General features: G+C 66.7%; 20 protein-coding genes and 1 pseudogene. 10 read left to right on the top strand and 11 right to left on the bottom strand.

Annotation, left to right across the window (positions count from 1 at the left end):
• The 3 genes and pseudogenes from AC2VOG_RS12725 to AC2VOG_RS12735 form a co-directional block, all read right to left on the bottom strand.
• Positions 1-355: pseudogene (locus AC2VOG_RS12725) on the bottom strand (NAD-dependent DNA ligase LigA); the annotation flags it as partial.
• Between the two features lie 49 nt (positions 356-404).
• Positions 405-1118: a peptide-methionine (S)-S-oxide reductase MsrA gene (gene msrA / locus AC2VOG_RS12730; protein WP_486940259.1), complete on the bottom strand. Its 714-nt coding sequence runs from the start codon at positions 1116-1118 to the stop codon at positions 405-407.
• A gap of 102 nt (positions 1119-1220) precedes the next feature.
• Complete coding sequence (locus AC2VOG_RS12735) at positions 1221-2234, bottom strand: uroporphyrinogen decarboxylase/cobalamine-independent methonine synthase family protein (RefSeq protein ID WP_486940260.1); 1014 nt, start codon at positions 2232-2234, stop codon at positions 1221-1223.
• Between the two features lie 42 nt (positions 2235-2276).
• Between AC2VOG_RS12735 and AC2VOG_RS12740 the strand changes: the two genes are divergently transcribed.
• Positions 2277-2897: a sensor domain-containing protein gene (locus AC2VOG_RS12740; protein WP_486940261.1), complete on the top strand. Its 621-nt coding sequence runs from the start codon at positions 2277-2279 to the stop codon at positions 2895-2897.
• Between the two features lie 85 nt (positions 2898-2982).
• On the opposite strand, the gene mnmA is transcribed toward AC2VOG_RS12740, so the two are convergent.
• The 4 genes from mnmA to AC2VOG_RS12760 are packed head-to-tail and all read right to left on the bottom strand — an operon-like array spanning position 2983 to position 7003.
• The gene (gene mnmA, locus AC2VOG_RS12745; protein ID WP_486940262.1) at positions 2983-4056 is read right to left on the bottom strand and encodes a tRNA 2-thiouridine(34) synthase MnmA; all 1074 of its coding nucleotides are present in this window, start codon (positions 4054-4056) and stop codon (positions 2983-2985) included.
• On the bottom strand, positions 4053-5234 hold the full coding sequence (locus AC2VOG_RS12750) for a cysteine desulfurase family protein (protein WP_486940263.1): 1182 nt from the start codon (positions 5232-5234) through the stop codon (positions 4053-4055). The genes mnmA and AC2VOG_RS12750 overlap by 4 nt, the downstream gene beginning before the upstream one ends.
• Before the next feature lie 33 nt (positions 5235-5267).
• On the bottom strand, positions 5268-6164 hold the full coding sequence (locus tag AC2VOG_RS12755) for a lysophospholipid acyltransferase family protein (protein WP_486940264.1): 897 nt from the start codon (positions 6162-6164) through the stop codon (positions 5268-5270).
• On the bottom strand, positions 6164-7003 hold the full coding sequence (locus AC2VOG_RS12760) for a GNAT family N-acetyltransferase (RefSeq protein ID WP_486940265.1): 840 nt from the start codon (positions 7001-7003) through the stop codon (positions 6164-6166). Before AC2VOG_RS12760 ends, AC2VOG_RS12755 begins: the two co-directional genes overlap by 1 nt.
• A 194-nt stretch (positions 7004-7197) precedes the next feature.
• Here AC2VOG_RS12760 and AC2VOG_RS12765 point away from each other — a divergent pair, with 194 nt between their 5' ends.
• The 3 genes from AC2VOG_RS12765 to AC2VOG_RS12775 all read left to right on the top strand — a co-directional run bounded on the left by AC2VOG_RS12765 (position 7198) and on the right by AC2VOG_RS12775 (position 11011).
• Positions 7198-8979, top strand: coding sequence for a flavin-containing monooxygenase (locus tag AC2VOG_RS12765; protein WP_486940266.1), 1782 nt, complete (start codon positions 7198-7200; stop codon positions 8977-8979).
• A 173-nt stretch (positions 8980-9152) separates the two neighbouring features.
• Positions 9153-10631 (top strand): cryptochrome/photolyase family protein, encoded by a 1479-nt coding sequence (locus AC2VOG_RS12770; protein WP_486940267.1) that lies wholly within the window; start codon positions 9153-9155, stop codon positions 10629-10631.
• Positions 10631-11011, top strand: coding sequence for an SRPBCC family protein (locus AC2VOG_RS12775; RefSeq protein ID WP_486940268.1), 381 nt, complete (start codon positions 10631-10633; stop codon positions 11009-11011). Before AC2VOG_RS12770 ends, AC2VOG_RS12775 begins: the two co-directional genes overlap by 1 nt.
• Here the strand turns inward: AC2VOG_RS12775 and AC2VOG_RS12780 are convergent, their stop codons facing one another.
• Positions 11012-11512 carry a DUF427 domain-containing protein gene (locus tag AC2VOG_RS12780; protein ID WP_486940269.1) on the bottom strand — a complete coding sequence of 167 codons (501 nt, stop codon included), beginning with the start codon at positions 11510-11512 and terminating at the stop codon, positions 11012-11014.
• 104 nt (positions 11513-11616) lie between these two features.
• Here AC2VOG_RS12780 and glgX point away from each other — a divergent pair, with 104 nt between their 5' ends.
• Positions 11617-13743 carry a glycogen debranching protein GlgX gene (glgX, locus tag AC2VOG_RS12785; protein ID WP_486940270.1) on the top strand — a complete coding sequence of 709 codons (2127 nt, stop codon included), beginning with the start codon at positions 11617-11619 and terminating at the stop codon, positions 13741-13743.
• A gap of 23 nt (positions 13744-13766) precedes the next feature.
• Here the strand turns inward: glgX and AC2VOG_RS12790 are convergent, their stop codons facing one another.
• The 3 genes from AC2VOG_RS12790 to AC2VOG_RS12800 form a co-directional block, all read right to left on the bottom strand.
• Positions 13767-14048, bottom strand: coding sequence for a hypothetical protein (locus AC2VOG_RS12790; RefSeq protein WP_486940271.1), 282 nt, complete (start codon positions 14046-14048; stop codon positions 13767-13769).
• 211 nt (positions 14049-14259) lie between these two features.
• Positions 14260-15216, bottom strand: coding sequence for an electron transfer flavoprotein subunit alpha/FixB family protein (locus AC2VOG_RS12795; protein WP_486940272.1), 957 nt, complete (start codon positions 15214-15216; stop codon positions 14260-14262).
• Positions 15217-15252: 36 nt separating this feature from the next.
• A complete protein-coding gene (locus tag AC2VOG_RS12800; RefSeq protein ID WP_486940273.1) occupies positions 15253-16053 on the bottom strand; it encodes an electron transfer flavoprotein subunit beta/FixA family protein in 801 nt (266 codons plus the stop codon).
• Positions 16054-16299: 246 nt separating this feature from the next.
• On the opposite strand from AC2VOG_RS12800, the gene AC2VOG_RS12805 reads away from it, so the two are divergent.
• From AC2VOG_RS12805 to AC2VOG_RS12825, 5 genes are all read left to right on the top strand, one after another.
• Positions 16300-17121 carry a class I SAM-dependent methyltransferase gene (locus tag AC2VOG_RS12805; RefSeq protein WP_486940274.1) on the top strand — a complete coding sequence of 274 codons (822 nt, stop codon included), beginning with the start codon at positions 16300-16302 and terminating at the stop codon, positions 17119-17121.
• Positions 17121-18701 carry a 1,4-alpha-glucan branching protein domain-containing protein gene (locus AC2VOG_RS12810; RefSeq protein WP_486940278.1) on the top strand — a complete coding sequence of 527 codons (1581 nt, stop codon included), beginning with the start codon at positions 17121-17123 and terminating at the stop codon, positions 18699-18701. Before AC2VOG_RS12805 ends, AC2VOG_RS12810 begins: the two co-directional genes overlap by 1 nt.
• Positions 18698-19942 (top strand): glycosyltransferase family 4 protein, encoded by a 1245-nt coding sequence (locus tag AC2VOG_RS12815; protein ID WP_486940275.1) that lies wholly within the window; start codon positions 18698-18700, stop codon positions 19940-19942. Before AC2VOG_RS12810 ends, AC2VOG_RS12815 begins: the two co-directional genes overlap by 4 nt.
• Positions 19943-19973: 31 nt before the next feature.
• The gene (locus AC2VOG_RS12820) at positions 19974-21323 is read left to right on the top strand and encodes a TIGR01777 family oxidoreductase (protein WP_486940276.1); all 1350 of its coding nucleotides are present in this window, start codon (positions 19974-19976) and stop codon (positions 21321-21323) included.
• A 152-nt stretch (positions 21324-21475) separates the two neighbouring features.
• The coding region (locus AC2VOG_RS12825) for an FAD-dependent oxidoreductase (protein ID WP_486940277.1) at positions 21476-22256 on the top strand (781 nt) is incomplete at its 3' end.

Consider the following 22256-nt stretch of genomic DNA (forward strand, 5'->3'; position numbering starts at 1 on the left):
CTCCGACTTCGGCGTGCACACGGCCGGCCCAGAGCTCGAATTCGTCGGCGCTGAACACGTTGTCCAACGACAGCATTCGCTCCAGGTGATCGGCGGAGGTGAAAGCCGTCGCGAAACCGGCGCCGCCGACGAGTTGGGTAGGCGAATCGGGCGTGCGCAATTCGGGGTGCTCGTCTTCGAGCGCCGAGAGCCGGCGCAGCAGCGTGTCGAAGTCGGCGTCGGAGATGATCGGCGCATCGCGAACGTAGTAGCGGAATTGATGTTCGCGCACCTCATCGGCCAGTTCGCGCCAGGCACGACGCACGTCCGACCCAAGCAGACCGGACCCAGCGGGATCAGCCTCGGGTGCGCTCACGTTGGCAGGCTATCGGAGGGCCCGGACAGGCCAGCGCAGCCCCGTGCGGCTACTCCCGGTAGAGGTCGGGGAAATCCGACTTGAGCGCGCCGAGCTTGGGCAGATCGTTGGCGACAATGTACGGGTTGTTCGGATGCAGGTCGAAGAAGTTCTGGTGGTATGCCTCGGCGGGGAAGAACTGGGCATCCGGCGTCACAGTGGTGACGATCGGCGACGGGAATGCGCCCGACGTGTTCAGCTGGGCGATGTAGGAACGAGCGATCTTCTGCTGGCTGTCGTTCTGCGTGAAGATCACCGAGCGGTATTGCGGGCCGACATCGGGCCCCTGGTAATTGAGCTCGGTCGGGTCCTGGACGACACCGAAGAACACCCGCAACAGCTGACCGAAGGAGACCTGGGTCGGGTCATAGGTGATTCGTACCGACTCGGCATGCTTGGTGGTGCTGGTGCTGACCGTGTCGTAGTCGGCGGTGGCCCGGTCTCCGCCGGCGTATCCGGACGTGGCCGCTGAAACACCCTTGACGTGCTGAAATACACCCTGTACGCCCCAGAAGCAGCCGCCGGCCAACACCGCGGTCTCGGTCGTGTGGGTGCCGGCCGAAGATTCGTCGACGGTGGGCGCCGGAAGTATGCCTGCCGTCGATCCGCTGGCGGCCGGTAGGGCCGGCGACCGGACCAGGAACGCCGCGGCGACAAGGCCGATCACCGCGAACCAACTCGCCAGGACGATTCTTTTGCGCGTAGTTCCGCTGCTGCCAGTCATGTTCCCGCCCTCCCCGTACAACGCCAGGGTATCGCAGCCAGACAACGGGCGTCGGGAAAGTTCTGGGGGTCGAGGATCCCAGCAGCGCAGGTTGATCCCAGCTCAGATGGCATCCGGATCGTCGGCAAAGCCCTCGGCCACCCGGCGGGCCAGGCCGATGGCGGTGCGGGCCCATTCCGGGGTCGCCGCGGCAAGTCCGCACGCGGGCACGATGCCGATGCGATCGCGCAACATCGACCGACTGATGCCAATCCGGTCGGTGATCGACACCACGCCGGTCGCGATCTCCTCCACCGCGGGGCGACCGTTCGGCGCACTGGACGCCACCACACCCAACATGACGACCCGTCCGGAATCGACGAATTCCCCGATCGCATCCAGATCGGCGGGCCGCAACGCGCCAGCATCCACCGAAACAGCGTCGATGTTGCTGCGCTGCAGGATTTTCCAGGGAATCGCTGATGAACAAATGTGGACCGAAACCTCGGCTCCGGCCGCGGACGCGCAGGCGTCGAGGACTGTGACGGCCAGCGACTCGTCGATGGCGGCGATGGGACTCAGCGTGGTCACCCCGGGCAGCTGTCCGGCGACCGCCGCGGGCAGCGACGGCTCGTCGAATTGCACGACCACCGGCGCTCCGAGCCGCCGAGACACCGATGCCCGATGGGCGGCGACCCCCTCGGCCAGCGAGGCGGCGAGGTCGTTGAATGCGCCGGGATCGGTAATCGCACGATGTCCGTTGGACAGTTCGAGTTCAGCGGCCAGCGTGATCGGCCCGGGCGCCTGCACTTTGACCGGTCGCCCGCTGCCGCGCAGGCCGGCGAGTTCCCAAGCCTCTTCGAGCGCATCGACGTCCTCGGCGAGCAGGCTGACCGCCCGTCGAGTCACCGCGCCGGGGCGGCCCGCCACCCGGTAGCCGCGCGAAACGGTGTCGATCGCGATGTCGATGAGCAGTCCACCGGCTCGCCCGATGACGTCGGCGCCCACTCCCCTGGCAGGCAGTTCGACCAGGTGGGCCATTGCCGCACCCAGTTCGCCGACGACGACCTCGGCCGCCGGTCGTGCAGCCGCTCCGGGCCACGACCCGATGCCGGTGGCACATGCGAAAACACTCACCGGGCAACCGTATTCGATCGGTGCGATTACGCTCTGGTCAGGATGACGATAAGACGGACCGCTTTGTGTGCCGTGGCTCTGCTGGCCGCGGCGTGCACTCGCGTGGTGGGCGGCGCCCCGACGTCGGAATCGGGTCTCGCGACCAACGGGTTAGACGTCGGGCGGGTGCTGCTCGACCAGTCTCGGATGCAGGCGATCACCGGCGGCGGCGAGCATCTGACGATCATCCCGTCGATGGACACCGCGTCGCCGGTCGACATCGACACCCTTGCCCAAACCGCCCCGCCGGCGTGCCGGTTCGTCTACGCCGAGACCCTAACGTTCGGACCCGACGTCGAGGCGTTCCACAAGACCACCTTTCAAGATCCACCGCACGGCGGCATCATCTCCGAAGGCGCGGCGGCGTACCACGATCCCGACACCGCGCGGCGTGCGTTCGGGGCGTTGGTGAGCACCGTTGCCAACTGTGCAGGCAGTTCGGCCGGCTACGGCCTGATCGGCGACTGGAACGCCGATGACCGGTCCCTGCAGACCCGACCCGGCAATTGCGGCCGCGATTACCTGCTAAAGGCCGTGGTACTGATGGAAGTCACCTATTGCGGTTTCCCGGACTCGGTGCCGACAATCGTGATCTCCAACCTCGCCGCCAACGTCGCGGGCTAAGCTTCGCGCGCCGAACGTGCACTCAGTCCGAGAAATCGACGCTGGAATCGCACTGAGTGCACATTCGGCGCATCGCGTGACGGCGTCAGGACGCTGCGGCGATGGTGGCGCTGGCGAGCACCTCGTCGCCGTCGGGGTCGCGGCGGTACAGCACCAGCGTCTGCCCCGGCGCCACCCCGCGCAGCGGCGCCCGCAATCGCACCGTCAGCTCATCCCCGGCCACGCTCGCCTGGGCGTCCACGGTTTCACCGTGGGCCCGCACCTGCACCGCGCAGTCGATGGGTCCAGCTGCCGCAGCGCCCGCGGTGAACACCGGTCGGCGGCCCGTCAGCTGCCACACGTCGAGGTCTGCCACCGGACCGACCTGGACGGTGCCGCTGTCGGCGTCGATCGCGGTGACGTAGCGCGGCCGGCCATCCGGACCCGGGCCGGCGATCCCGAGACCCTTGCGCTGGCCGATGGTGAAACCGTGCACGCCGTCGTGGGTGGCCAACACGGCGCCGCCTTGGTCGACCACCGCACCGCGGCGCACCCCGATGCGCTCGCCGAGAAACGCGCGCGTGTCACCGGATGGGATGAAGCAGATGTCATGGCTGTCCGGCTTCTCGGCGACCGACAGGCCACGGCGGGCCGCCTCGGCGCGGATCTGCGACTTGGGCGTGTCGCCGATCGGAAACGCCGCGTGGCGCAACTGCTGGGCGGTCAGCACCGCAAGCACATAGGACTGATCTTTGTCGGTGTCGACGGCCCGGCGCAGACGACCGTCCGCGAGGCGGGCGTAGTGGCCAGTGGCGACCGCGTCAAAGCCCAGCGCCAGGGCCCGGGCGGCCAACGCGGAGAATTTGATGCGCTCGTTGCACCGCACACACGGGTTCGGCGTTTCGCCGCGGGCATAGGACGACACAAAGTCGTCGATGACGTCTTCTTTGAATCTATCCGCGAAATCCCAGACATAGAAAGGTATTTCGAGCACATCAGCGACGCGTCGGGCATCGCCGGCGTCTTCCTTGGAGCAACAGCCGCGCGAGCCGGTTCGCAGGGCGCCCGGGGCGTGCGACAAGGCCAGGTGCACGCCCACCACGTCGTGACCCGCGTCGACCATGCGCGCGGCAGCGACCGACGAGTCGACACCGCCGCTCATCGCGGCGAGCACCCTCATCCCGACGCCCCCACGGTGGCAAGCGCAGCCTGCCGCGCCCTCGCCACCGCGCCGGGTAGCACCTGCAGCGCCGCGTCGACGTCGGACTCGACGCTGGTGTGCCCCAGCGACAGTCGCAGCGATCCGCGGGCATTGGCAGGGTCGGCGCCCATCGCGACCAACACGTGCGACGGCTGCGCGACCCCGGCGGTGCACGCTGACCCAGTCGAGCATTCGATTTCGTTGGCGTCCAACAACATCAGCAGCGCATCACCCTCGCATCCGTCGAAGGTGAAGTGCGCGTTGCCGGGGAGACGTCGGGCGCCGGTGGCGCCGTTGAGCCGGGTGCCCGCCACCGCAGCGAGTACCCCGTCGATGAGTCGGTCACGCATTCGCCGAAGCCGGGCGCTGCTGTCCTCCAGCCCGTCGACGGCAAGACTCATCGCGGTCGCCATGGCGACCGCTGCGGCGACATCGGGTGTGCCGGAACGGATGTCCCGCTCCTGGCCGCCGCCGTGCGACAACGGCGCACACGCCACGTCTCGACGAAGCAGCAGCGCGCCCGCACCGACCGGACCGCCGAACTTGTGCGCGGCCAAGCTCATCGCGGACAGCTGGCCGGCCCCGAAGTCGACCGGCAGCTGGCCTACCGCCTGAACCGCGTCGCTGTGCATCGGAACGTCGAATTCAGCTGCGATGGCGGCGAGTTCGTCGATCGGCATGATGGTCCCGACCTCGTTGTTGGCCCACATCACCGTGACCAGTGCGACGTCGTCGTGGCGTTCCAGCGCATCGCGCAGCGCCGCCGAGGACACCGAACCGTCGGCGCCGGTGGGGAGCCAGGTGACCGCGGCGCCTTCGTGCCCGGCGAGCCAGTTCACCGCATCCAGCACAGCGTGGTGCTCCACCTCGGTGGTGATGATGCGACGGTGGCGCGGTTCGGCGTCGCGGCGGGCCCAGTAGATGCCCTTGACGGCGAGGTTGTCGCTCTCGGTGCCGCCGGCGGTGAAGATCACCTCGGACGGGCGGGCGCCCAGCTTGGCCGCGATCAGCTCGCGGGCCTCCTCCATGCGCCGGCGTGCCAGCCGCCCGGTGGCGTGCAGCGACGACGCGTTACCGACGGTGCTCAGGACGGCTGTCATCGCCTCGATGGCAGCGGGGTGCATCGGGGAGGTGGCAGCGTGATCCAGATAGACCATGACCCGCCCAGGATACCGGCGTGCCCAGTGAGCTCAGGACGCGAGCACAGACGGCCGCTGTCCGCGATCCGGGCAAGCGGTCGACGTCATGCGGATCGCCGCCTGGCATCGACGGGCCAGCTCGCGCCGATCCTCCCCCGGCAGCTGCAACGATTCGACGTAAATACGCGCCACCGTGCGGCGCGCCACCATCAGTCGGCCGATCGAGGCCAGCAAGGTGTCGTCGCCGATATAGGCCGGCACCGTCGAGGCGCTGCCGTCCCGGTGCTGGTAGCGCAGCCGCAGCGGTTGGACCGGCCGGCCGGTGTCGACCGCGGCCTGGAACATGGCCGGGTAGAACGGCCCCGACCCGTGGTGTGACCTGCCCGACAAACCGCACCAGGTGGTGCCCTCCGGGAATGCCACCACCGTGTGACCGGCATACAGCCGGGCTGCGACGGCGCCCACCACCTCGGGAAGCTGACGCAATTTGGCACGTTCGATCGGGATCACTTTGACGATGCGCGCCATCATCTTCACTGCGCCGCTGGCGGCCACGTCGGCGCGGGCCACGAAGGACAGCGGCGATGCCCGCCACGGGCTGGACGGCAGCGTCGCTCCGATCGTCAGGATGTCCAGCCAGGACACGTGATCGCTGACCACCAGCACGCCGGGCAGGTTGCGGATCGGCCCGCCGGACACGTCGATCTTGACGCCGAGGCACCACAGCAACAGCCGGCAGTAGATCGTCCGCGACTTCGACCAGCCCGGGATAAGCCCGGCCAGCACCGGCAGGGCGGGCGCCAACAGCAGCAGCAAAGTAATGCGCCGGGCAATGCGCAGGGCCACGATCAGCCGCCAGGTGACCCGATAGCCGCCCGCGCGTATGCAGTCCGTGTTGCAGGTTGCCCGGGGCAGCCAGGCGTGATCGCGCGAAGGTGGGCCGCTCATCAGGCCCCCCGACCCGCTGCCTCGGTCGCCGCCGACATCGACCGGAGCCGCCGCAGGTAGCGGGTGTCAGCCTGGCGCTTGTCCAGCAGCGCCGGGAAGTCCCCGACACCGAAGTCGGAATCGTGGGCCGGCTCGCCGCATATCTGCGCGCCCAAGCGCAGGTAGCCGCGCATCAGCGGCGGGATCACCGGCCGCGCGGGCGGGGTGATCTCGTCAAGCGGGCGCCCGCCGATCATCACCGGCCGGTACGGGCGAACCCGATACTCGGCCGGCGCGGCGTGTCGCCGCGCGACAAAGTCGCGCACGCCGCGGATCTGCGTTCCCGGTGGTTCGCCCGCCACGACCACCGGCACCGAGACGCAGCCGGTCACGTAGTCGTAGTCACAGTGGTCCAGGTAGGCCAGGATGCCTGCCCACATCAGCAGGACGACAGCACCATTGCGATGGTCGTTGTGCACTACCGCGCGACCCATTTCCACCAACGAAGGCCGTAGTGCGTCCAGTGGCCGGACGTCGAATTCCGTTGCGGTGTAGAGCCCTCCCGCTGCGATCGCACCGGTCGGCGTCAGCATGCGGTAGCAACCGACCCATTCGCCGGAGTTGTCTTCGCGAACCAATAGGTGGTCGCAGTGTTCGTCGAAGCGGTCAGCGTCGAGGCCGTCGCCACGCCCGGCCAGCGCGAAACCCGGTTCGCTGCTGAATACGTCGTAGCGCAGCCGTTGCGCTGCCTCGATGTGGTCGGAGTCGTTGGAAAGCAACAGTGAATACCGCGGTTCTGCTGTTGAACATGTTCCCGGTGCCGGCTTTTCCGCGGCGATGAGCACCGATTCAGCACTCATCGGCGCCGCTCCCGCTCATCGCGGCGCGCTGGATATTCGTGTCGCGGATTCGTCGTGTCGCGGCTCATGTGCACCACTGTTGCGTTGCTGTTCAGCTAACCGGCATCGCGGCCGTAACGTATTCGTGCACGCTAGATGACAAAGGTTCGCACGCCGACGTTGCCTGGGTCACAAAATTGGTCCAGTATTCAGCCGTGGAGTCCGGCAATTGCGAAGGATCGTTCGATCCGGATGCGCTACGCGCCAAGTACGCCGAAGAGCGCCGGCGCCGTCTCCGGGCGGACGGCATTTCGCAGTATGTGCAGATCACCGGGGCATTCAGCAGGTTCGGCGACGATCCGTGGGCTGATCCGGATTTCGGCCGGGATCCGCTCCGCGACTCCGTCGACGTCGCCGTCGTAGGAGCAGGCTTCGGCGGACTGCTCATCGGGGCGCGCTGCAAACAGCTCGGCGTCGACAACGTGCGGCTGATCGACAAGGCCGCCGACGTAGGCGGAACCTGGTATTGGAACCGCTATCCCGGAATCGCCTGTGACGTCGAATCCTACGTCTACATGCCACTGCTCGAAGAGCTCGGTTACGTGCCGACCGAGAAGTACGCCAAGGGCCCCGAGATCTGGGAGCATTGCCGCCGAATCGCCCGGCACTACGACTTGTACCGGGACGCCTGTTTGCAGACCGAAGTGCGGGAAATCCGTTGGGAATCAACCAGTTCCCGATGGCTGATATCGACCGATCGTGGCGACGAGATTCGTGCGCGGTTCGTGGCGATGGCCAACGGATACCTCCAGAGGCCGAAACTACCTGGCATTGAGGGTATTACCGAATTCAGCGGGCATACCTTTCACACCAGCCGCTGGGACTACGACTACACCGGCGACGACCTGAGCGGCCTTTCCGACAAGCGAGTCGGCATCGTCGGCACCGGCGCGACGGCCGTCCAGTGCGTACCGCGCCTGGCCGACGCGTGCGGTGAACTGTTCGTGTTTCAGCGCACCCCCTCGACGGTGGACGTTCGAGCCAACCGTCCGACCGAACCGGCCTGGGCTGCGTCTCTTGAGCCGGGCTGGCAACAGCGGCGGGTGGAGAACTTCCAAATCCTGACTGCTGGAGGCAGTTCCGACGAAGATCTGGTCGACGACGCATGGACCAGCCTCACCAAGAAGATGCCGATCGTCAACGAGGGCGGGCCGAACGCCGCCGAAATGGCCGACTTCGCCAAGATGGAGGAGATCCGGGCGCGGGTCGACTCGATCGTGACCGACGCCGCAACGGCCGCGGCACTCAAACCCTGGTACGGCTATTACTGCAAACGACCCTGCTTCCACGACGAATATTTGCAGGCATTCAACCGCGACAACGTCACTCTTGTCGACACCCACGGACTCGGCGTCGAGAGGATCACCAGGGCCGGGGTCGTGGTGGCCGGCGCCGAATACCCGCTGGACTGTTCCATTTTCGCGACTGGCTTCGAAGTCGGCACCAGCTACTCCCAGCGCACCGGCTTCGAGATCATCGGCCGCGACGGGCTGTCCCTGACCCAGAAGTGGGCCGACGGCGTCCGCACCCTGCACGGCCTGCACGTCAACGGCTTCCCGAACTGCTTCATCGAAAGCATCGCCCAGTCCGGCTTCACGGTGAATTTCCCGTACCTGATCGACACCCAGTCCCGCCACATTGCCTGGGTGATCGCCTGGGCGCTGCGGCACGACGCGGCCGAGTTGGAGGCCACCGCGGCGGCCGAAGCCGCCTGGGTGGACACCGTCGTCGAGCGGTCCAGCGTCATCGCCGGCCGCCGGGAGGCGTGCACACCGGGCTACTACAACCGCGAGGGCCAGGCGAGCGCACGCCTGAACCGGGACAGCTTCTTCTTCGGCAGCCCAACCGAATACGCCGACATTTTGGAAGCGTGGCGGTCCGGCGGCACCCTCGACGGGTTCGATGTCCGGACATCCACATCCGGCCGGGTCAGCTAACCCGAGCGCCCCGCCTCGGGCATGGTCTCGCTGGTCGTGCGGTGCCGAGCGGGCTCGAAGGTAACCGGCGAGACCAATTTTTGGGCCTCATGTGCCGATAATGGGCCCGCCAGGTCGGCTCTTGATCCATGCTGGGTTGATGCCGATTCGGTGGGCAGAGTATGGCAAGCACCATGAGTGACGACACCCGGCGCTGGTGTTTCGCCGACCAGCTCGGATCGCAATTCCTCGACGAGCCCGACCAGCCGGTACTGCTGATCGAGTCGCAGGCGGCATTTGCTCGCCGGCGCTTTCACCGCCGCAAAGCCCACCTGGTGGTGTCAGCATTGCGTCACCGAGCCGCCGAACTCGGCGATCAGGCCATGTTTCTGCGGACCCGCACCTACCGCGAGGCGCTGGACCAGCTCGACGAACCGCTCAGCGTGTGCCAGCCGACCTCGTGGGCCGCCGACCGCTTCGTGCGATCGATGCCGCATGTCGAGGTGCTGCCGGCCCGCGGATTCTGCACCGACCGGACAACATTCAGCGAGTGGGCCCGGGGGCATCGGACGCTCAAACTGGAGAACTTCTACCGGGACGCCCGACGACGGTTCGATCTGCTGATGAACGGAGACCAACCGGCCGCGGGCCGCTGGAATTTCGATGCCGACAACCGTGAGCCCGCCCCTGACACCGGCAGCCTGGGGATCACAGCGCCCTGGCGGCCCGAGGAAGACGAGATCGACGATCAGGTCCGCGCGGACCTGGATCGCTGGGAACGCGACGGCGACGTCTCCTTCGTGGGACGCGACGGCCCGCGCGAATTCGCCGTCACCACAGCCGAAGCGCACAAAGCCCTGACGGTCTTCATCCGAGATCGGTTGCCGCACTTCGGCCCTCACGAAGACGCGATGCTCAGCGGAGACCGTTTCATGGCGCACAGCCTGCTGTCGGCACCGATGAATCTGGGCCTGCTCGACCCGCTCGAATGCGCGTATGCCGCCGAGGACGCCTACCGCTCGGGAAGGGCCCCGCTGGGCAGCGTCGAAGGCTACATCCGGCAATTGATCGGTTGGCGCGACTACATCTGGCATGTCTACTGGCATTTCGGGAGGGGTTACCGGCACCGCAATGCGCTGGGGGCCCATGCCCGGGTGCCGAAGTGGTTCGCCGAGTTGGATGCCGACTCCGTCGACGCGCGCTGCCTGCAGGACGTGCTGGCGCAGGTCCGCGATCACGGCTGGGTGCACCACATTCCGCGACTGATGGTGCTGTCGAATTACGCATTGCAGCGCGGCTGGAGCCCCGCCGCGATGACCGACTGGTTCCATCGGTGTTTTGTCGACGGCTACGAGTGGGTGATGGTCGCCAACGTGGTCGGCATGTCCCAGCATGCCGACGGCGGACTGATGGCCACCAAGCCCTACACCTCCGGCGGCGCCTACATCAACCGGATGAGCAACTATTGCGGCGACTGCCGTTATCGGCCCTCGGAGCGAGTCGGCGACCGGGCCTGCCCGTTCACCGGCGGGTACTGGTGGTTTCTGGAGCGCAACGCCAAACACCTTGCCAACAACCAGCGGATGAACCAGCCACTGGCCGGAATGCGACGCCTCAAAGATCTCGACGAGGTCGTCGAACAGCAACGTAGGCTCGGCGGACGGGCCCCCTGATGCTCTCCGTGGACCGGTACATCGCAGCGCCACCATCGGTGGTGTGGAACGTGCTGATCGATCTCGACGTCTGGCCGCAGTGGGGTCCGACCGTCAGTGCGGCCTGGCTTGATCCCCCACATACCCGACTGGACTTGAACGTAACCGGCATCGTGCGAACAGCTTTCGGCCTTGCCGCCCCGTTCGTGATCACCGAGTTCGAGCCGGGCCGGCACTGGGCCTGGCAGGTGGCCGGCGTCCCGGCCACCCACCACCGCGTCGAGCCGTCCGGCAGCTACGCGCGAGCGAGCATGGCCGTTCCGTGGTGGGCGGCCGGCTACCTGTCAGTGTGCGCAATCGCGTTACGTCGCATCGACGACATCGCGACGACGGGACCCTAGTCACCAACCCATGGACCCTGGAATTCCCTTGAAGGGGCCGACAATCCAGCTGTTGATCCAGCCGCCGTAAAAGCCGCCGGGCTGCGGCGTCACCGTCTCGCCGTTGACGGTGCAGCGGTCCACCGCCGCGGCCATCACCGCGACCGCACCGGCCAGAGCCGTGAATCCGCGCGTCGGGTGCAGGTAGGTCCAACCAGCCCGCGTCGCCACCCTGGCGTCGGTCACCAGGTCGTAGTACGTTGCCTGCCCTTTCCATTCACACCAGGACGTACCCCCGCCACGCCGCAACACCCCGACTGCGAAGGCGCTCTCGGGCAGGTAGTAGGTCGGCGGATGACTGGTCTCCAACACCCGCCAGGCCTGCCGGGTCGATGCGATCGTGCGGCCCCCCAACTCGATGGTGATCGACCCGGCGAACTCCTCCAGTCTCGGCGGTCGCGGATAGTCCCACACCGACTCCTGTCCAGGCGCGGGTTTCTCGGGCGTCGGCCACGGTTTCACCACACCATTGTGCCCCGATTCACACCAGGTGTGACTTGTCGCTTCGCGGGTAGTCTGCAACCTCGGGTCGCAGCCGTGCGGCGCCGCAGACGAAAGAGGGCGCTGTGCCGGTTCACATCGAGCAATGGCCGGGCAAGGCTTACCCGTTGGGCGCCATCTATGACGGTTCGGGCACCAATTTCGCGGTGTTCAGCGAGGTCGCCGAGCGGATTGAGCTGTGTCTGTTCGACGCCGACGGCAACGAGTCGCGGGTGATGTTGAACGACGTGGACGGCTTCGTCTGGCACGGCTTTCTGCCCGCGATCGAGCCGGGCCAACGCTACGGCTACCGCGTTCATGGGCCCTATGACCCGTCGGCCGGTCAGCGTTGCAACCCGAACAAGCTGCTGCTCGATCCCTACGCCAAGGCGATCGACGGCAACTTCGAGTGGCACCAGTCGTTGTTCAGCTACAACTTCGGCGACCCCGACAGCCGCAACGACGACGACTCCGCGCCCAACATGCCCAAGTCGGTGGTGATCAACCCGTACTTCGACTGGGGCAACGACCGCCCGCCGGGCCACGAGTACGCCGATACGGTGATCTACGAGGCCCACGTCAAGGGTCTCACCGAACTTCACCCCGACATCCCGGACCGGATCCGCGGCACCTACGCCGGCATCGCGCACCCCGCGATCATCGAGCACTTGAAAAAGCTGGGTGTGACCGCGATCGAACTGATGCCGGTGCACCATTTCGCCAACGACTCGACGCTGGTGGATAAGGGCCTGTCGAATTACTGGGGCTACAACACGATTGGGTTCTTCGCGCCCGACTTCAAATACGCCGCCAGCGACACCCCAGGCGGTCAGGTGCAGGAGTTCAAGACCATGGTCCGCGCCCTGCACGAAGAAGGCATCGAGGTGATCCTCGACGTGGTGTACAACCACACCGCCGAAGGCAACCACCTGGGCCCCACCCTGTCGATGCGCGGGATCGACAACGCCGCGTACTACCGGTTGGTCGACGACGACAAGCGCTACTACATGGACTACACCGGCACCGGCAACAGCCTCAACGTCGGCAACCCACACTCGCTGCAGTTGATCATGGATTCGCTGCGGTACTGGGTCACCGAGATGCACGTGGACGGGTTCCGCTTCGATCTGGCCGCAACACTGGCTCGCGAATTCTATGACGTGGACCGGCTGAGCGCGTTTTTTGAACTGGTGCAACAAGATCCGACGGTCAGCCAGGTGAAGCTGATCGCCGAGCCGTGGGACGTCGGCCCGGGCGGCTACCAGGTAGGCAACTTCCCGCCGCAATGGACCGAGTGGAACGGCAAGTTCCGCGACACGGTGCGCGACTATTGGCGAGGCGAGCCCGCGACGCTGGGTGAGTTCGCCTCACGGCTGACCGGTTCGGCCGACCTCTACGAGCACACCGCTCGGCGCCCGGTGGCGTCGATCAACTTCGTCACCGCCCACGACGGTTTCACACTGCGCGACTTGGTGTCCTACAACGAGAAGCACAACGAGGCCAACGGAGAAGACAACAACGACGGCGAAACTCACAACCGCTCCTGGAACTGCGGGGTCGAAGGCCCGACCGACGATCCAGAAGTCAACGCGCTACGCGCCCATCAGCAGCGCAATTTTCTTGCCACCACCCTGCTGTCGCAAGGGGTGCCGATGATCTCCCACGGTGACGAGCTCGGCCGTACCCAGAACGGCAACAACAACGGGTTCTGCCAGGACAACGAAATCACCTGGGTGCATTGGGATGCGATGGACGACGATCTACTGCAGTTCACCCAGGTAGTGTCCGCGCTGCGCGCCGCGCATCCGGTTTTCCGTCGGCGCCGCTTCTTCCAAGGTGCGCCGGTGCGCCGGCGCGGCACCGAGGGGCAACCCGACATTTCGTGGTTCCGTCCAGACGGCTCCGAGATGAGCGACGAGGACTGGGATTCGGGCTTCGGAAAGTCGGTAGCGGTCTATCTGAACGGCCAGGGCATCCCCGAGCTCGACGCTCGCGGCCAGCGCGTTGTCGACGACTCGTTTCTTCTGTGCTTCAACGCCCACCACGAGCCAATCGAGTTCATCCTGCCGTCAACGGATTTCGGCGCTGCCTGGACGCCCGTCATCGACACTGCCGTCGGGGCGACTCTCGAGGATTCACCACTGACCGCACCGCGCGACCCCGTGCAGGTGGCCGCGCGGGCGATGGTGGTGTTGCAGGCGTCGCGCGAGTAGGCGGCCGGCGCAACGATTTCCAATCAGCCGTGCGGCGCCTCGTTGATCTTCGAGTCCGGTTTGCCGAGCGTCTGACAGTAGGTGGCCGCCGATAACCGGGTGGCGGTGATCTGCAGATTCGAGGGCTCGGAGCCGCTCTTGTCCTTCAGCATCTTGCTGACCTCGTCGTTCTGCTTCTTCTCGTCCTGCGTGGTGAAGTCCTTGCATTTGGTGTCACCACCGGTGTTGATGATCTGAGAAGCCGAACATCCACTGAACAGAACCGCGGCGATCGCGATTGCGGCTGGCGCCATTGCCTTCATCATCGTGCCCTTTCTTGGAGCGACGTAGCACCTATTAATACACCGCAGCGCCCGAATCCAAACGCGCATTTCAGATTAAGCGGCGACGCGACTCAGGTGCGCCGGTCGTCGGCACCCGGATCCGGATGCGGGTCGCCGGCCACCTCACCAGGTCAGGCCGCTACGCAAAAAGCCCCCGACACGCGCAGGCGTGGCGAGGGCTTTTGCGAGGCGATCAGCCTTTACGGCTCTTGACCGCGTCGGTGAGCTGCGGCGCCACCTTGAACAGGTCGCCGACAACACCGTAGTCGGCGATCTCGAAGATCGGCGCCTCTTCGTCCTTGTTGACCGCGACGATCGTCTTCGAGGTCTGCATGCCGGCGCGGTGCTGGATCGCACCGGAGATGCCCAGCGCAATGTAGAGCTGCGGAGAGACGGTCTTGCCGGTCTGGCCGACCTGGAACTGGCCCGGGTAATAGCCGGAGTCCACCGCGGCGCGTGAGGCACCAACCGCGGCGCCCAGCGAGTCGGCCAGCTCCTCGACCACGCTGAACTTGTCGGCGCTGCCGACACCACGGCCACCGGACACCACGATCGGGGCTTCGGTGAGTTCCGGACGGTCGCCGGCGACGGCGGGCTCACGCTTGGTGATCTTGGTGGCGTTCTCGGCCGGTTCAGGGACCTCGACGTCGACCTTTTCGCCTGCGCCGTCGGACGGCTCGGCTTCGATCGCGCCCGGCCGCACGGTGATCACTGGAGTGTTGCCGTTGGCCTGACCCTCGACGGTGAACGCGCCCCCGAAGATGGACCACGTCGCCTTGTTGTCAGGCTGCACGTCGACGACGTCGACCAGCAGACCCGAACCGATCCGGGCCGCCAGCCGACCCGCGATCTCCTTGCCGTCGGCATTGGCAGCCAGCAACACCGCTGCCGGACTTGCGGTTTCGGCCAACGCGGCGAGCACGTCGACGAATGGCGTGATCAGGTAGTTCTCGGCGTTGTCGGATTCGGCGACGTAAATCTTGGCGGCGCCGGCCGACTTCAGCCCGTCGATGAGCGGCTCGGCGGTACCGGGCTTGCCCACCACCACGGCGGCTGGCTCACCCAAAACGCGCGCCGCAGTGATCAATTCGGCGGTCACCTTCTTGATAGCGCCTTCAGCGTGCTCGACGAGCACCAATACTTCAGCCATGAGTTGTTCCGTGTCTTTCAGTTAAAGGTTGACGTCTTAGATGATCTTCTGGGCGACCAGGTATTTGGCGATGTCGTTGCCGCCCTCGCCCTCGTCGTTGACCTTTTCGCCGGCGGTCTTCGGCGGCTTGGGCGTGGACGTCAGCACCTTGGAACCGGCGTTCTCCAGCCCAACCTCGTCAGCCTCGACACCGATCTCGGCGAGCGTGAGCTTGGTGACTTCCTTCTTCTTGGCGGCCATGATGCCCTTGAAGGAGGGGAAGCGGGGCTCGTTGATCTTTTCGCTGACACTCACCACGGCGGGCAGGGCGGCCTCGACGGTGAACACACCTTCGTCGGTTTCGCGCTCGCCGGTGATCTTGCCGCCGTCCAGCGATAGTTTGCGCAGGTGGGTCAGCTGCGGCAGACCCAGGTACTCGGCGATGACCGCCGGCACGGCACCCCCGGTTCCGTCAGTGGCCTCGTTACCCGCGATGACCAGTTCGGTGCCTTCGATGGTGCCCAGCGCGCGCGCCAGCGCCCAGCCGGTCTGGACGACGTCCGAGCCGTGCAGCCCGTCGTCGAGCAGATGAACGGCTTTGTCGGCGCCCATGGACAGCGCCTTGCGGATCGCCTCGGTAGCCCGCTCCGGGCCGGCGGTCAGCACGGTGACCGATCCCTCGGTGCCGTCGGCGGCTTCTTTTTCGCGGATCAGCAGTGCTTCTTCCACCGCGCGCTCGTTGATCTCGTCCAGCACGGCGTCTGCGGCCTCGCGGTCCAGCGTCCAGTCGCCGTCCTTGAGTTTGCGCTCTGACCAGGTGTCCGGAACCTGCTTGATCAGGACCACGATATTCGTCATGAGAGTGGCTCGTCCTCCTTGAGTGCGTCCTGCAACCGCAGAACTCAAATCACGTGTTATGCGCCCCGCACCCGCATGTTACTGACTGGTAACTTAGTGTGGCTTGCCCTCCCACCATAGCGGGTCGTCCTGCAGGTTCTGCCGCCCCGTGCCGTCACACGTGGGCGGGGCCCACCCTCGGCAACCCTGGCTCACCTGAAGTCGAGCATTCGCGAACGCGGCGTCACGGGTTAGCCTCCCTATGAAATGAGCGCATTTTTCCCTGACGCCCCGCACGCCGCAGCGGAGGCCGCCCTGCCGTTGACCGGAGAACGCACCATCCCGGGCCTCGACGTGGAGAACTACTGGTTTCGCCGCCACGAGGTGGTGTACCGGCAGATGGCGCACCACTGCGTGGGTCGCGAGGTGCTCGAGGCCGGCTGCGGCGAAGGCTACGGCGCCGACCTGATCGCCGGGGTCGCGCGTCGGGTGACCGCGGTGGACTACGACGAGACGGCCGTCGCGCACGTGCGCGCCCGCTATCCGCGGGTGCAGGTGCTGCAGGGCAATCTCGCCGAGCTGCCGCTGCCGGACGACTCGGTGGATGTGGTGGTCAACTTCCAGGTGATCGAGCATTTGTGGGATCAACCACAGTTTGTGCGCGAGTGCGCCCGGGTTCTGCGCCCGTCCGGGCTTTTGATGGTGTCGACCCCCAACCGGATCACGTTCTCACCGGGCCGCGACACTCCGGTCAATCCGTTCCACACCCGCGAACTCAACGCCGCGGAGCTCACGGAGCTGCTGTGCGACGCCGGCTTCACCTCGGTGTCGATGAGCGGCGTGTTTCACGGGCCGCGGCTGCTGGCAATGGATGCCCGCCACGACGGCTCGATCATCGACGCGCAGATCCGGCGCGCGGTCGCCGACGCGCCCTGGCCGGATGACCTGCTGGCCGACGTCGCGGCGGTGGCCACCGCGGACTTCGACATCGTGCCGGCAGGCGCCGATGCGACGCGATCGATCGACGACAGCCTGGACCTGGTGGCGACCGCGGTACGCCCCGCCGGAATCGAGGAGTTGCCCAGGTGATCCCGCCGAGAAATACCAGCGAACCGGTACCCGGGTTGTTCACCCTGGTGCTGCACACCCACCTGCCGTGGCTGGCTCATCACGGTCGCTGGCCGGTCGGCGAAGAGTGGCTGTACCAATCCTGGGCAGCCTCCTACCTGCCGCTGTTGCGGGTTTTGCGCCGACTGGCCGACGAGGGGCGCCACCGGTTGATCACGCTGGGTGTCACACCGGTCGTGATGGCGCAACTCGACGATCCGTATTGCCTTGACGGGATGCACCATTGGGTCGCCAACTGGCACCTGCGCGCCGCCGAGGCCGCCAGCCTGCGACCCGGTGATGCCACCGATGGCTCGCCCGCATCGGCCCCGGACGCGCTGCGCGCCTTCGGTATTCGCGAGATGGCCGAAACCGAGCACGCGCTGGAGGATTTTCACACGCACTGGCGCCACGGCGCCGGCCCGTTGCTGCGCCGACTGATCGATGCCGGCACCGTGGAGTTGCTGGGCGGCCCGCTTGCCCATCCGTTCCAGCCACTGCTGAATCCCCGACTCCGCGAGTTCGCGCTGCGCGAGGGACTGGCCGATGCTCGGCAGCGGTTGTCGCACAAGCCCACGGGGATCTGGGCACCCGAATGCGCCTACGCCCCCGGCATGGAGTGCGACTATGCGGCGGCCGGAGTTGGCCACTTCATGGTCGATGGCCCGTCACTGCACGGCGATACGGCACTGGGCCGACCGGTCGGCGACTCCGGCGTCGTCGCATTCGGACGGGACCTGCAGGTGAGCTACCGGGTGTGGTCACCCAAGTCGGGCTACCCGGGCCACGCCGCCTACCGCGATTTTCATACCTATGACCATCGCACCGGCCTCAAGCCGGCCCGGGTCACCGGTCGCAACGTGCCGTCGGACAAGAAAGCACCCTACGATCCCGAGCGCGCCGAACGTGCAATCGACAGCCACGTCACCGATTTCGTCGATGTCGTCCGCCGCCGCCTGCTGTCCGAATCCGAGCGCATCGGTCGACCCGCGCACGTGGTCGCGGCGTTCGACACCGAACTGTTCGGCCACTGGTGGTACGAGGGTCCGGCATGGCTGGAGCGGGTGTTGCGCGCATTGCCGCAAGCAGGAGTGCGGGTCGGCACGCTCAGCGACGCCGTCGGCGCGGGATTTGTTGGTAATGCCGTCGAATTGCCGCCCAGCTCTTGGGGTTCCGGCAAAGACTGGCAAGTGTGGTCCGGTGCCAAGGTTGCCGATCTGGTACAGCTCAACGCCGAGGTCGTCGACACCGCTTTGGCATGCGTCGACAAAGCGCTCGATCAGACGGCGTCGTTGGACGGCCCGGTCCCCCGCGATCACGTGGCCGACCAGATTCTGCGCGAGACCCTGCTCACGGTCTCCAGTGACTGGCCGTTCATGGTGAGCAAGGACTCGGCCGCCGACTATGCCCGCTACCGGGCACATCTGCACGCGCATGCCACCCGCGAAATTGCCGACACCTTGGCCTCGGGCCGACGCGAAGTGGCACAGCGGCTGGCCGAAGGCTGGAATCGCGCCGACGGACTGTTCGGTGCCCTGGACGCCCGGAGGCTGCCGCGGTGAAAATCCTGATGGTGTCGTGGGAATACCCGCCGGTGGTGATCGGCGGACTCGGCCGACACGTCCATCATCTGTCGACCGCGCTGGCCGACGCCGGTCACGACGTCGTGGTGCTGTCGCGGCGCCCGACCGACACCGATCCGAGCACCCACCCGTCGTCGGACGAAATCGCCGAGCACGTCCGGGTTGTCGCGGCGGCGCAGGACCCGCATAACTTCACTTTCGGCACCGACATGATGGCGTGGACGCTGGCGATGGGGCATGCGATGGTCCGCGCCGGGCTCGCCATTCGCGACCAGCGCAGCGGCGAGCGGTGGCGGCCCGACGTGGTGCATGCGCACGACTGGCTGGTCGCGCACCCAGCGATCGCGCTGGCCGATTTCCACGATGTACCAATGATTTCCACGATCCACGCGACGGAGGCGGGGCGACACTCCGGCTGGGTGTCCGGATCGATCAGCCGGCAAGTACACGCCGTCGAGTCGTGGCTGGTGCGCGAATCCGATTCGCTGATCACCTGTTCGCACTCGATGAGCGAAGAGATCACCGAACTCTTCGGGCCCGGGCTGGCCGAGACGACGGTGATCCGCAACGGCATCGAGGCGGCACGATGGCCGTTCGCGCCTCGCACGCCCAGAACCGGCCCAGCGGAACTGCTGTACGTCGGGCGACTGGAATACGAGAAAGGTGTCCACGAGGCGATCGCTGCGCTGCCGCGCGTCCGTCGCGCTCACCCTGGCACGACGTTGACCATCGCCGGCGAAGGCACCCAACAGGACTGGCTCGTCGAGCAGGCCCGTAAATACAAGGTGCTCAAGGCGACCCATTTCGCCGGTCGGCTGGACCACAACGATCTGCTGGACGCACTGCATCGCGCCGACGCCGCGGTGCTGCCCAGCCACTACGAGCCCTTCGGCCTGGCGGCGCTGGAAGCCGCTGCCGCGGGCACCCCGCTGGTGACGTCGAACATCGGCGGCTTGGGCGAGGCGGTGATCAACGGCGAGACCGGGATGTCCTGCCCGCCGCGCGATGTGGCCCGACTGGCCGAGGCCGTCATCGCAGTGCTCGACGACCCGGGCGCTGCTCAACGCCGGGCGCAGGCTGCACGACAACGCCTGACCGCGGACTTTGACTGGCACACGGTGGCCGAGGAGACCGCGCAGGTGTATCTGGCGGCCAAGCGCGCCGAGCGCCAACCACTGCCCCGCCTGCCCATCGTGGAGCACGCGCTGCCAGGACGCTAGCCAGACAGCCGGCGCAGGTACCGTCGGCGTCATGGGACTTGAGTATTCGAGCGTGATCGACGCCCCGATCTACGAAGTGTTCGACTGGCACACCCGGCCCGGCGCCTTCACCCGTCTGTCGCCGCCGTGGTCGCCGATGCGGCTGATCACCGAGGCTGATTCGCTGGAGAACGGGCGGGCCGAACTCGCCCTGCCCGGTGGGCTGCGCTGGGTGGCCGAACATCAACCGGACGGCTACGACCCACCCCGCCGTTTCGTCGACAGCATCGGCGCCAACGGGCTGGCGTCCTTGCCCGCCAAGCTGGCGGTGCGCTGGCGGCACACCCACGACTTCGAAGAAGTCGACGCGGACAGGACCCGGGTCATCGACCGCGTCGATACCCCGGTCCCCGGGGCCGCGCTGAGATCAATGTTCCGCTATCGGCACCAACAGTTGGCCGACGACATCGCCGCGCACCGGGAGGCGGCCGCCCATGGGTTGGCGCCGCTCACGGTCGCCATCACCGGAGCCTCCGGCCTGGTCGGCTCGCAGTTGGCTGCTTTCCTGTCCACCGGCGGTCACCGGGTGATTCGGCTGGTTCGTCACACACCCGCCAAAGCCGATGAGCGGCAATGGAATCCCGATGATCCCGACCCGGAGCTGCTGACCGGGATCGACGCGGTGATCCATCTCGCGGGCGCCACGATCGCGGGCCGATTCACCGAGGCGCACCGAGCCGCGATCCGCGACAGCCGGATCGGGCCGACCCGGCGGCTGGCCGAGTTGATCGCGCAGTCACCCGATGCGCCCAAGGTGCTGGTCAACGCGTCGGCGATCGGCTACTACGGCTACGACCGGGGCGATCAGACGCTGACCGAAGACAGTGAACGCGGCGACGGGTTTCTGGCCGACGTGGTCGCCGACTGGGAGGACGCAACGGCCCCGGCCGAGCGGGCCGGCACGCGTGTGGTCAAGGTGCGTACCGGAATCGTGCAGTCCCCCGCCGGCGGGACGCTGCGACTGCTCCGGCCGCTGTTCGCCGCCGGCCTCGGCGGGCGACTTGGCAACGGTCAGCAGTGGTTTTCCTGGATCGGGATTGACGACTTGGTCGACGTCTACCACCGCGCGCTGTGGGACACCGACCTGTCCGGTCCGGTCAATGCGGTGGCCCCCGATCCGGTTCGCAATGTCGAATACACCCGGGTGCTGGCCCATGTGCTGCATCGGCCCGCGCTGCTGCCGGTGCCACCGCTCGGACCGAAGCTGCTACTCGGCGACCAGGGTGCGCGCGAACTGGCCCTGGCCAACCAGCGGGTGCTGCCCGCGCGACTGCAGCAAGCCGATCATCGATTCCGCCGCGCCGACCTCGAGCAAACCCTGCGGCATCTGCTTGGTCGCTGATCATCGACAGCTCACAAACCACGCTTGTGACCCGACAAGAATGACAGCCCTACCGTGGCGGTTGGGGCCGGCGCAGTATCGAAGTCGGCGTTTCACCCGAGCGCTTGACTCCGGGTAGGTGCTAGGACACCCGTACATGAGGGGCAGGGAACATGACTCAGTACAGCTGGACGGTGATCGGCGCCGGGCCGGCGGGGATCGCAGCGGTCGGCCGGCTGCTCGACCAGGGAATCGGGGGCGAACGGATCGCCTGGATCGACCCCGAATTCGGCGCGGGAGATCTGGGCGCGAAATGGGGTGCTGTTCCGAGCAACACGCGCGTTGAGTTGTTCCTCGACTACCTGACGGCCTCGCCGTCGTTTCGATTCGGTGAGGCGCCCGCGTTCGCGCTGACCGGGCTCGCCCCCCACGACACGTGCTCACTCGCCGTCGTGGCCGAACCGCTGCTGTGGATCTCGCGCCAGCTGCGCCAACGGGTGCGCACGTTGTGCACGGTTGCGACCGAACTGGCACTGGCGGACCGGCAGTGGACAATCACCACCCATGACGAGACCGTCACCTCGGCGAACGTGATTCTTGCGGTCGGTGCGGTTCCCAAGAAGCTCTCCTATGCCGGGCTCGACGAGATCCCGATCGAGACCGCACTCGATCCGGCCAAACTGGCCCAGCTGACGCTGGATGGCGCCACAGTCGCCGTGTTCGGCTCGTCGCACTCGTCGATGATCGCGCTGCCGAATCTATTGAACACACCGGTGAAAAAAGTGCTCAACTTCTATCGGAGCCCGCTGAAATATGCCGTCTACCTTGAGAATTGGATACTGCACGACGATACCGGACTCAAGGGCCACGCCGCCGACTGGGCGCACGAGAACATCGACGGAACGCCCCCGCCGCGACTGGCACGCTGTCACATCGGCGATCCGGAATTCGACG

The sequence above is a fragment of the Mycobacterium sp. TH-M11 genome (assembly GCF_057473725.1).